The sequence below is a fragment of the Pseudoduganella sp. RAF53_2 genome (genome assembly GCF_052113985.1).
GTDB lineage: Bacteria > Pseudomonadota > Gammaproteobacteria > Burkholderiales > Burkholderiaceae_D > Rugamonas.
In genome coordinates this window covers 1-6,826 of the sequence record NZ_JBFRDW010000310.1, presented here as the reverse complement: position 1 = coordinate 6,826, position 6,826 = coordinate 1, and the positions used below count along the sequence as shown (strand labels likewise).

Below are 6,826 nucleotides of genomic sequence, written 5' to 3'. Positions count from 1 at the left end.
CGCTGTCTCAGGCCCAATTGAGCTTTTTCGACGGCTTCGTATCGCCTGGCGTGGTGATCGCGCTGGTGATGCTGGCAGCGGCAATCTTTGTGGCGCACTTCACACCCTTTGGCCGCGCCGTGTATGCCATCGGCGGCAACGAGCAGTCGGCGCACATGATGGGCCTRGCCGTGGGCCGCACGCGCGTTGCCATTTACGCGATCAGCGGCTTCTGTGCGGCGCTGGCCGGCGTGCTGTTCTCGTTCTATATGCTGTCCGGCTATGGCTTGCACGCTCAGGGCACGGAGCTGGATGCGATAGCGGCCGTCGTCATCGGCGGTACGCTGCTTAGCGGCGGCTATGGCTATGTGGCGGGCGCGCTGTCCGGCGTGCTGGTGCTGGGCGCCATCCAGACCCTGATCGCTTTCGACGGCACGCTCAGCTCCTGGTGGACGAAAATCGTCATCGGTGCGCTGCTGTTCATTTTCTGCGTGGTCCAGCGCCTGCTGTCCGCGCGCAGCAAGGAGACTCAATGATTCGCAAAACCCTGATGGCTGCGGCGCTTGCCGCGGCCAGTGTCGCCGCGCAGGCGTCCAATCCGCTGTTCAAGGACATCTTCACCGCCGACCCGTTCGCGCTGGTCGACAATGGCCGCGTCTACCTCTACACCGGCAAAGACGATGCTCCGGTTGGCGGCAAGGATTATGTGATGAAGGAATGGCGCGTGTTCTCCAGCTGCGACATGGTGCACTGGGAAGCCCACGGTTCGCCGCTGAACGTACAAGCCTTCAAATGGGCGAAAGCCGATGCCTGGGCCGGCGACATCGCCAAGGTCGGAGGTAAATACTATATTTATGCGCCGGTCGAACACGCCACCATTCCCGGCAAGGCGATTGGTGTAGCGGTATCGGACAGCCCGACCGGCCCGTTCAAGGATGCGCGCGGTTCGGCCCTGATCACCAATGACATGACCAAACAGGTCAGCATTTCCTGGGACGACATCGATCCCGCCGTTTTCGTTGACGACGACGGCCAGGCCTATCTGTACTGGGGCAATCAGATGCTGAAGTGGGTCAAGCTGAAGCCGAACATGATCGAGATGGATGGCGAGATCCACGCCGTGCCGATCGAGCGTTTCACCGAGGCGCCATACCTGAACAAGCACGAAGGCACCTACTATCTGAGCTGGTCGCGCGACTTCCCCGAAGAGACGGTGTACGCCACCGGCCCAAGCGCGACGGGGCCCTGGACCCAGCACGGCGTCATCATGGACAAGAACCGCATCGTGAAGACCATTCACCATGCGATCGTGGACTTCAACGGCAAGTCCTACATCTTCTACCACAACGACAAGCTGCCGACCGGCGGCGAATTCCGCCGCTCGGTGGCGGTGGAGGAACTGCACTACAACCCGGACGGCACCATCCAGCACGTGCCGCAAACGGAGCAAGGCCCGGCTCCAAATCCGAGTCCGGCCTGCGGGCGATGATATCATCAGGGAATGGACACTCTTAACCCGAACTGGTTTCTACGCGCCCGCCTCAAAACCCGCCAGCTGCTTCTGCTCATCGCCCTCGATGAGCATCGCAACATCCATCGTGCAGCCGACGCGCTGCACATGACCCAACCCGCAGCCTCCAAGCAGATCAAGGATCTGGAGGAGATGCTTGGCGTGAAGCTGTTCGAGCGCCTGCCGCGCGGCATGGAGCCGACCATCTACGGCGAAACCATGATCCGCCACGCGCGCATGGCGTTGACCAGCCTGTCGCTGGCGCATGACGACGTGGTGGCGCTGAAACAGGGCCTGGTGGGCCAGGTGGAAGTGGGCGTGATCATGACGCCGGCCATGTCCCTGCTGCCGCGCGCCATTTCGCGCATCAAGCAGCACGCGCCATTGCTGCGCATCGGTGTGCATATGGAGCCATCCAATGTGCTGCTGGATATGCTGGAACGCGGCACGTTGGACTTCATGATCGGCCGCATCCTGGAGCGCAACGGCACCACAAACCTGATTTACGAAGAACTGACCGAAGAACCGGCTTGCGCCGTGGTGCGCAATAACCATCCGCTGCTGGAAGCCAGGAGCCTGCAGCTAAAGGATCTGGCGGGCCAGCCATGGATACTGCCGCCACAAGGCAGCATCCTGCGCCACCGCTGCGACATGATGTTCCGCCGCGCGGGCCTGGAGCCACCGGCCAACAGTGTCGATACGACGGCGCTGCTGCTGATTACATCCCTGTTACAGCAAACCGACTCCTTGCATGTGATGCCGCTGGAAGTGGCACAATACTACGCATCGCTGAACGTTTTAAGCATTCTCCCGATCGAACTGCCGTTCAAGATGGACGCATTCGGCATCATCCGCCAGCATGACCACTTGCTGTCGCCGGGCGCCAATCTGCTGCTGGAAGCAGTGCGCAAGGCGGCAAAGGAAATCTACTGACATGAGCATCGTCTTCGCCAGCCTCAATCACGCGCAACGCGTGCCGCTGGCCGCCGAGATCCATTCGCGGCCTTTTCTGAAACTGGAGGCGCCATCGCTGGTGTCGCACCTCGCGGTGTACGGCGATCCTGCGCCGCATGCTTCGAATGCGGAAGCCCAGCATGCACGGCTGGCGGCGCTGTGCGGCCATTTCGGCGTTTCCGCGCCGGCGCCGGATACGAATTACTTCACCCATGATTTCGGCCGCTTCCGCCTGAAATGGGAGCTGCACACCGAATTCGCCACCTTCACCTTCGCTGAGCAAGTGCAGAAAATGCCGCTGCCGGAAGAAGCCTTCGACGCCATGCCGACGCGCCATTTGCCGCAGGACTGGCTGCTCGCATTGCAGGGCAGGGTGCTGGTCGCTTCGCATGTCGTGCTGGCGCGCGCCAGTGCCGCGCCGGAAGCCTTTGCCGCCAGCCTGCAGCGCGTCTTCGAAGGCGCTGCGATGGCGGGCAGCCAGGTGATGCAGGGCGGAGAACTGTGGACCGACTTTGCGATTCACTCGGACGGCTTTTCGCGCTTCGTGATCTGCGACGTGGGCATGCGCCAGCAACAGGCGGGCCGCCTGATCCAGCGGGTGCTGGAGATCGAAACCTATCGCATGATGGCGCTGCTTGGCCTGCCGGCCGCGCAGCAGGCGACGCCGGAACTGAATTCCRTGGAATCCGAACTGGCGGCGCTCGCCGGTGCGCTGGTGGATGCGGACGGCCGCGTCGATGACGGCACCATCGAGCAAATGCTGCTGGACCAGATTACTCACCTGGCGGCGCGCATCGAAAAGCTGTCGCTGGATACGAGCTACCGTTTCGCCGCCTCCAAGGCTTACTTCGGCCTGGTGAATGCCCGTATTGAAGAATTGCGCGAGCTGCGCATCGAAGGCACGCCGACGGTCGAAGAATTCATGGAGCGCCGCCTGGCGCCTGCCATGAAGACCTGCGAAGCGGTGGCGGCACGCCAGGAAGCGCTGGCGCGTCGTATCGCCAACAGCAACGATCTGCTGCGCACGCGCGTCGGCATCGTGCAGGAGGCGCACAACCGCCGCATCCTGCAGTCGATGAACCAGCGCGCCTTGCAGCAGCTGCGTTTGCAGCAGGCGGTGGAAGGACTGTCGGTGGCCGCGATTTCGTATTACGTGGTGGGCCTGATTGGCTATGCGGCCAAAGGCGCCAAGGTGGTTGGGCTGGTCGGTAATCCGGAACTGGTGATGGGCGTGCTGGTGCCTGTGGTTGCGGCCTGTGTATGGCTGGGACTGCGCAATATGCATAAGAAGCTGCACAGTGCGTAAGCGGGTTCTAGCCGCGGCGCTGGCCGCATTAGCGGCGCTGAGTGGATGCGCCTCGATTGCTCCCGCGCCGGAACGCAGCGTGTCCGGCCTGCGCTTTATCGGCGAGCAGCGCATTCCTTTGAAGGCGCAATTCGACGGCACGACGGCGGGCGGCTTCTCAGGCATCGATTATGATCCGGCCAGCGGGACCTGGGTGGTCGAGTCGGATGACCGTTCGAATATTAATCCGGCGCGCTTCTACACCATGAAGCTGGATTACGACGCCAGCGCCTTCCGCTCGGCCACGCTGACCGGCGTACGTTTCTTCCTGCAGGCTGACGGCAGCACTTATCCCAGCGTGGCGATGGGCGGTGATGTGCCGGATATTGAAACGATCCGCATTGATCCGGTGGACGGCACGATCTGGTATGCCAGCGAAGGCGATCGCCGCATCGGCCTGAATCCCTGGCTGCGCCACGCCACGCGCGATGGCAAGCTGCTGGGTGAAATGCTGCTGCCGGAAAACTTCAAGGTCTGGAAGGACGTGGAGAAAGGCTCGCGCAACAACCTGTCGCTGGAAGGCCTGGCCTTTGCGCCGGATGGCAAGAGCCTGTGGCTGTCGCTGGAAGCGCCGCTGTACGAAGATGGCCCTGTGCCGACGCCGGACCAGGGCACCGTCACGCGTATCACGCAATTCACGCGCGAGGGCAAGGTGCTGGGACAATACGCCTACGAGATCGACGCGATTCCGGCGCGGCCGGCACCGGGCAAGGCCGCCGACAATGGCGTGTCCGAAATCCTCGCAGTCAGCGCGCACGAGCTGCTGGTGCTGGAGCGCGCCGCCGCGCAGGGTGCGGATGGGTTGTACAAGAACTATATCCGCATCTATGCCATGAATATCGAGGGCGCGACGGACGTCAGCGGCTATCCTGCGCTGACCGGGGCCAGCTTCAAGCCCGCGCGCAAGCGACTGGTGCTGGACCTGAATACGCTGGGCTTGTCGGAACTGGATAACGTGGAAGGCATTGCCTGGGGACCGCAGCTGAGCAACGGCCATCACAGCCTGGTGCTGATTTCGGATGATAATTTCAACAAGAATCAGGTAACCCAGCTACTGCTATTTGAGGTCCAGCCCTGAGATTATTCCACTGGATGGAATAGTATCTTGCTAACGGTGGTGATTCTCATCGCCGCGATATGGATGCACACTTTCGACTCACACCACGAAAGGAGCATCCATGAAACTGTACTACCATCCCCTGTCCGGCCACGCACACCGCGCCCACCTGTTTATTGGCCTGCTTGGCCTGGAGGCCGAGCTGGTGCTGGTGGACCTGATGAAAGCGGAGCAGAGAGCGGAAGACTTCCTGGCCAAGAATCCCTTCGGCCAGGTGCCCGTGCTGGAAGACGATGGCCAGTTCTTCCCTGATTCGAACGCCATTCTCGTTTATCTGGCGAAGCGCTACGGTAAAGGCAAATGGCTGCCGGAAGATCCGGCCGGCGCGGCGAATGTGCAGCGCTGGCTGTCCGTGGCGGCGGGTGAAATCGCCGGCGGCCCGGCTGCGGCCCGCATCATGATTCTGTTCCAGCGTCCCGGCAATGTGGACGAAGCCATCGCGCGCGCTCACCGCATCCTGCCGCTGGTCGATGCCCAGCTGGCGAAAGGCCACTGGATCGCCGCCGCTGAACCGACCATCGCCGATGTCGCCCTGTACAGCTATATCGCGCGCGCTCCGGAAGGCAATGTGGACCTGAGCGGCTACACCAACGTCAACGCCTGGCTGGCTCGCGTGGAAGCGCTGCCCGGCTTCGTGCCCTTCGTGAAAAGCCCGGCAGGCCTGGCGGCCTGATACCAAAGGAGAGTGCCATGGAAGACCTGCGCAGCGAATCGCCCTGGCATGCCGGCGAGCTGGCCATTCAGTCCAGCATCGGCATGGTGGAAAGAATGGAAGCCGTCGGCCGCAAGGTGGTGCGCGAGTACATGCCGGACCAGCACCGCGAGTTCTTCGAGCAGTTGCCGTTCGCCGTGTTCGGCGCGGTCGATGCGCAGGGCGATGTGTGGGCCACGCTGCGCGCTGGCGAAGAGGGCTTCCTGCATTCTCCCGATCCTCAACACTTGCTGGCCGCTTTGCCGCGCGTGGCGGGCGATCCCGCCGATGCGGGCATGGAGCACGGCGCCTCCATCGGCATGCTGGGCATCGAGCTGCATACGCGCCGCCGCAACCGTCTGAATGGCACGCTGCTACGCCACGAAGGCGATGCGGCGGAGATTGTGGTAGACGAGTCATACGGCAACTGCCCGAAGTATATTCATGTGCGCGACTACCGCTTCGAGCGCACACCGGACGAGCCATCGAGCCTGCCGCTAGTGAATAGTACGCGCCTCGATGCGATGGCACGCCAGCTGATCAGCGAGGCAGGCACCTTCTTCGTTGCGACCTATGCGGATGAAGGGCGCCACCGTGTCGATGTCTCGCACCGCGGCGGCATGCCGGGCTTCGTGCATATCGCCGAAGACGGCACGCTCACCGTACCGGACTACCAGGGCAACCGCTTCTTCAACACGCTCGGTAACATCGTGTTGAACGGCAAGGCAGGCCTGGTGTTTCCGGACTTTGCCAGCGGCGGCCTGCTGCAAATGACGGGCGATGCGGAAGTGCTGCTGAATTCTCCCGAGCAGGGGCAGTTTGAAGGCGCTGAGCGGCTGTGGCGCTTCCGTCCGCGCCGGATTGTGTGGCGCGAAGATGCTTTGCCATTGCGTTGGGCTAATCGTGCGTAACGCCGAGCAGTAGAGGTGCTAACATCCGTGCATGGAGCCCGGAACACAGCAGGAGGCATTCGCCGCGCTGTTTGGCGACAGTCCCTATATTGCTTTTATCATGGATGCCAGCGGTGCGCTGCTGGCGCTCAATCAGCGTGCGCGCCGCTACTGCGAAGAAGCGGGGCAGACGCAGAACGCCTTCAAGCTTTACCTGCCCTGGGCCGCCCGCGAACTGCGCGACGATGCGCTGTCCGTGGCGCGGCTGCGCGGCGTCTGGCGCGGCGAACTGGTGCTGCGCGGCGTCGGCAATAAGGAATGGGCGGCCACTCATACCATC

The 6,826-nt window shown here is 62.6% G+C and carries 8 protein-coding genes; all 8 read left to right on the top strand.

Going from position 1 to position 6,826, the window contains the following annotated elements:
* On the top strand, positions 1 to 515 hold a 515-nt coding region (locus AB4Z11_RS18435), incomplete at its 5' end, for an ABC transporter permease subunit (RefSeq protein ID WP_442026739.1).
* Positions 512 to 1,468: a glycoside hydrolase family 43 protein gene (locus AB4Z11_RS18430; RefSeq protein ID WP_442026737.1), complete on the top strand. Its 957-nt coding sequence runs from the start codon at positions 512 to 514 to the stop codon at positions 1,466 to 1,468. The genes AB4Z11_RS18435 and AB4Z11_RS18430, both read left to right, overlap by 4 nt.
* A gap of 12 nt (positions 1,469 to 1,480) precedes the next feature.
* Positions 1,481 to 2,422 carry a LysR family transcriptional regulator gene (locus AB4Z11_RS18425; RefSeq protein WP_442026736.1) on the top strand — a complete coding sequence of 314 codons (942 nt, stop codon included), beginning with the start codon at positions 1,481 to 1,483 and terminating at the stop codon, positions 2,420 to 2,422.
* Between the two features lies 1 nt (position 2,423).
* The gene (locus AB4Z11_RS18420) at positions 2,424 to 3,749 is read left to right on the top strand and encodes a DUF3422 family protein (RefSeq protein ID WP_442026734.1); all 1,326 of its coding nucleotides are present in this window, start codon (positions 2,424 to 2,426) and stop codon (positions 3,747 to 3,749) included.
* A complete protein-coding gene (locus AB4Z11_RS18415) occupies positions 3,742 to 4,866 on the top strand; it encodes an esterase-like activity of phytase family protein (protein WP_442026732.1) in 1,125 nt (374 codons plus the stop codon). Before AB4Z11_RS18420 ends, AB4Z11_RS18415 begins: the two co-directional genes overlap by 8 nt.
* A 100-nt stretch (positions 4,867 to 4,966) precedes the next feature.
* The gene (locus AB4Z11_RS18410) at positions 4,967 to 5,578 is read left to right on the top strand and encodes a glutathione S-transferase family protein (protein WP_442026730.1); all 612 of its coding nucleotides are present in this window, start codon (positions 4,967 to 4,969) and stop codon (positions 5,576 to 5,578) included.
* Between the two features lie 17 nt (positions 5,579 to 5,595).
* The gene (locus AB4Z11_RS18405; protein WP_442026728.1) at positions 5,596 to 6,507 is read left to right on the top strand and encodes a pyridoxamine 5'-phosphate oxidase family protein; all 912 of its coding nucleotides are present in this window, start codon (positions 5,596 to 5,598) and stop codon (positions 6,505 to 6,507) included.
* A 31-nt stretch (positions 6,508 to 6,538) separates the two neighbouring features.
* The coding region (locus tag AB4Z11_RS18400) for a hypothetical protein (RefSeq protein ID WP_442026726.1) at positions 6,539 to 6,826 on the top strand (288 nt) is incomplete at its 3' end.